The following is a 2,640-nucleotide window of genomic DNA, read 5'->3' on the forward strand; positions in this document are numbered from 1 at the left end:
CCCGCCGCCTGGCCCGCAGCGGCCGGTCCCGCCGCGCCATCGCCGCGCATCTGGCCGGCAAGGGCGTGGCGCGGGAGGTGGCGGCCGCCGCCCTGCCGGATGCCGAGGCCGAGCTGGACGCGGCGCTGGCGCAATGCCGGCGGCGGCGGATCGGCCCCTTCGCCCGCGGAGCGGAGATGCCGCGGCTGAAGGCGCTCGCCGCCCTGGCCCGCGCCGGCTTCGGGCGGGAGGTGGCGGAGCGGGCGCTGGACATGGAGCCGGCGGCAGCGGAGGAGCGGCTGCTCGCGCATCGCGCAGGGTGATCCGGCAGCCCTATGGTTGAACCCCAGACTCATGGCGCGATCCGGGGCGAAGCCTTGGCTCTGCCGGTTGGTGGCACTGCCGCCAACCGGCAGAGCCCCATTCTTCTTCCGCGGCTACGCCGCCGCCGGGCGTCCCCGCCGCAGCCGCCCGCGCAGCCCCGCCGTCACCCGGCCGAGCAGCCGGAGCAGATCCGCCTCCGCCCCCTCCGGCCGGCCGGCCCCGTACCAGAGCAGCGCCATGGCCGTGGCGAAGACCGCAACCCCCAGCCCGATAGCGCCTAGCAGCCAGGACAGGGCAGCCATGGTGCCGCCGGGCATGGTGAGGTCCCAGTAGCCCGCCGCCCACAGCGCCGCCGCCATCAGCAGGGCCGCCACCGAAGGCCGCCAGCAGCCGCCAAGGATGGTGGCAACGGGGATGCGCAGCATCCGGGCCGAGGCCCGCAGCATCAGCGCCGAATCGAGCAGGAAGCCGGCGCAGGCGGCCACCGCCGCGCCGACCAGCCCGAAAGCCGGGATGAGCAGCGCCATCAGCCCCAGCCGCACCGCCACGCCGACGACAAAGATGCCGCAGAGCTGCCGCATCCGCGCCTGGGAGCTGAGGAGGGCCTGACCGATATTGCTGAAGAGCTGGGTGACGCCGACCAGACCGAAGATGGCGGTGACCGGCACCGCCGCCTGCCAGGCTGGCCCCACCGCCAGGAAGATCAGCGGCGCCCCGACGAAGGTGATGCCGAAGCCGGCCGGCAGCATCAGCAGCGCGGTCAGGGCGGTGATGCGGCGATAGGAGTCGGCCATCGCCGTCTCCCCGCCCTCCCTGCCTGCTACGGCGAAGCTTGGCATGCAGGCCCGGGCGATGGGGGCGGCAAGTTCGGAACCCGGCAGCGTCGCGATCTCCGACCCGATATTGTAGGCGCCCACCGCCGCAGTCCCCGCCAGGCGGCCGATGAAGAAGCCATCCGCGCGGTCCCGCAGCATGAGCGTGACGATGACCGCCCAGGTCCAGACCGAAACCCCGACCAGCTCCCGCCAGGCAGCCAGGCTGAGGCGCGGCCGGTAGCGATGCAACGCGTAGCTCATGCAGGCGGCGGTGAACCGGGCGGCGACGAGGCTGGCCACCAGCGCCCAATGGGTGCGGAAGAGGAGGCCGCCGCCGATGGCGATGGCGACGCCGAGCAGCCGCGGCAGGCTCATCATCAGGAAATCGGCGCGGAAATCCAGGTTCCGATGGAAATCCACCACCCCGACATTGGTGACCCCGTTCAGCACCGGCAGCAGCGCCAGCACCAGCAGCACCGGATGCAGCCGCGGATCGCCGAAGAAGCCGGCGAGCGGGCCCGCCGCGGCGACCAGCGCGGCGCTGATCGCCAGGCCACGCAGCAGGTTCAGGGTGAAGACGGTGTCGTAGAGCCGGCGCGTCGGCTCCTTCGCCCGGATGATCTGCTGATCCAGCCCGACATTGAGGCAGGCATCGAGCGTGGCGCCGCAGGCATAGGCCAGCGCCACCAGGCCGAAATCCGCCGGCGCCAGCAGCCGGGCCAGCACCAGCGTGCTGGCCAGACCGAGCAGCCGCGTGAGGAGCCGCCAGGCGAAGACCCAGCCGGCGCCGATGGCCGTGCGGGCGAGGATGCTGGCCATGCTGCCGCCTCAACCCCCGCCTGGCGCCGTGACAGGGCTTGGCGACGCCCTTACACTTTCGCGAGGCTGCGGCCATCGCGCCCGGGCCATCGTGGAAAGCCGGTGATGCTCAGACGTCTCATGCCTGTCCCGTTGCGCAACCTCCGCTGGCGCCTGCGATGACTCCGACAGACAGAAGGCTGGGCGCGATCCCCCTTCGCCGCGCTGGGCCGCACGCTGCGCTTCAGCCTCATGGAGGTGGCGCGAGAGGAGTTCGAGTTCTCCAGCCCCGCCGGGCTGCGCTTCGCCACCGCACGGCATAATTTCAGCTCCTTCGCCATGGCGGTGGAGGGCGCGCGGGACCTCGAGATCTGGCCGCTGATCGCCCGGCATGTGCGGCCGGGCGGCGTCTTCGTCGATGCCGGGGCGAATGTCGGCACCTATGCCATTCCCGCCGCGACGCTGGTGGGGCCAACCGGCCGGGTGGTGGCGTTCGAGGCGCATCCGCGCACTTTCCGCCTGCTGCAGCGCGGCATCGCGCTGAATGGCCTGACGCAGATGACCGCGCTGCAGCAGGCGCTGGGCGCCGCGCCCGGGGAGATAGCCATGGCCTATGCCGCGGCCAATCCGGGCGAGACGCATGTGGCAGCGGGGACGGAGGGCGGCGGCCGCGTGCCGATGACGACGCTTGATCTCGCCCTGCCGGAGCTCGGCATCGGCGCGG

General features: G+C 72.8%; 3 protein-coding genes. 2 read left to right on the forward strand and 1 reads right to left on the reverse strand.

Features of this window, described 5'->3' with window-relative positions; genetic code table 11:
- The coding region (locus tag NJ376_RS03505) for a RecX family transcriptional regulator (protein WP_252951841.1) at nucleotides 1-302 on the forward strand (302 nt) is incomplete at its 5' end.
- 114 nt (nucleotides 303-416) lie between these two features.
- Here the strand turns inward: NJ376_RS03505 and NJ376_RS03510 are convergent.
- Nucleotides 417-1,937: an oligosaccharide flippase family protein gene (locus tag NJ376_RS03510; protein WP_252951842.1), complete on the reverse strand. Its 1,521-nt coding sequence runs from the start codon at nucleotides 1,935-1,937 to the stop codon at nucleotides 417-419.
- A 237-nt stretch (nucleotides 1,938-2,174) separates the two neighbouring features.
- Here NJ376_RS03510 and NJ376_RS03515 point away from each other — a divergent pair.
- Nucleotides 2,175-2,640, forward strand: a 466-nt coding sequence (locus NJ376_RS03515; RefSeq protein ID WP_252951843.1) for an FkbM family methyltransferase, incomplete at its 3' end; no start/stop codon positions are given.

This window comes from Siccirubricoccus soli (assembly GCF_024178315.1).
In the GTDB taxonomy this organism is placed as follows: domain Bacteria; phylum Pseudomonadota; class Alphaproteobacteria; order Acetobacterales; family Acetobacteraceae; genus Siccirubricoccus; species Siccirubricoccus soli.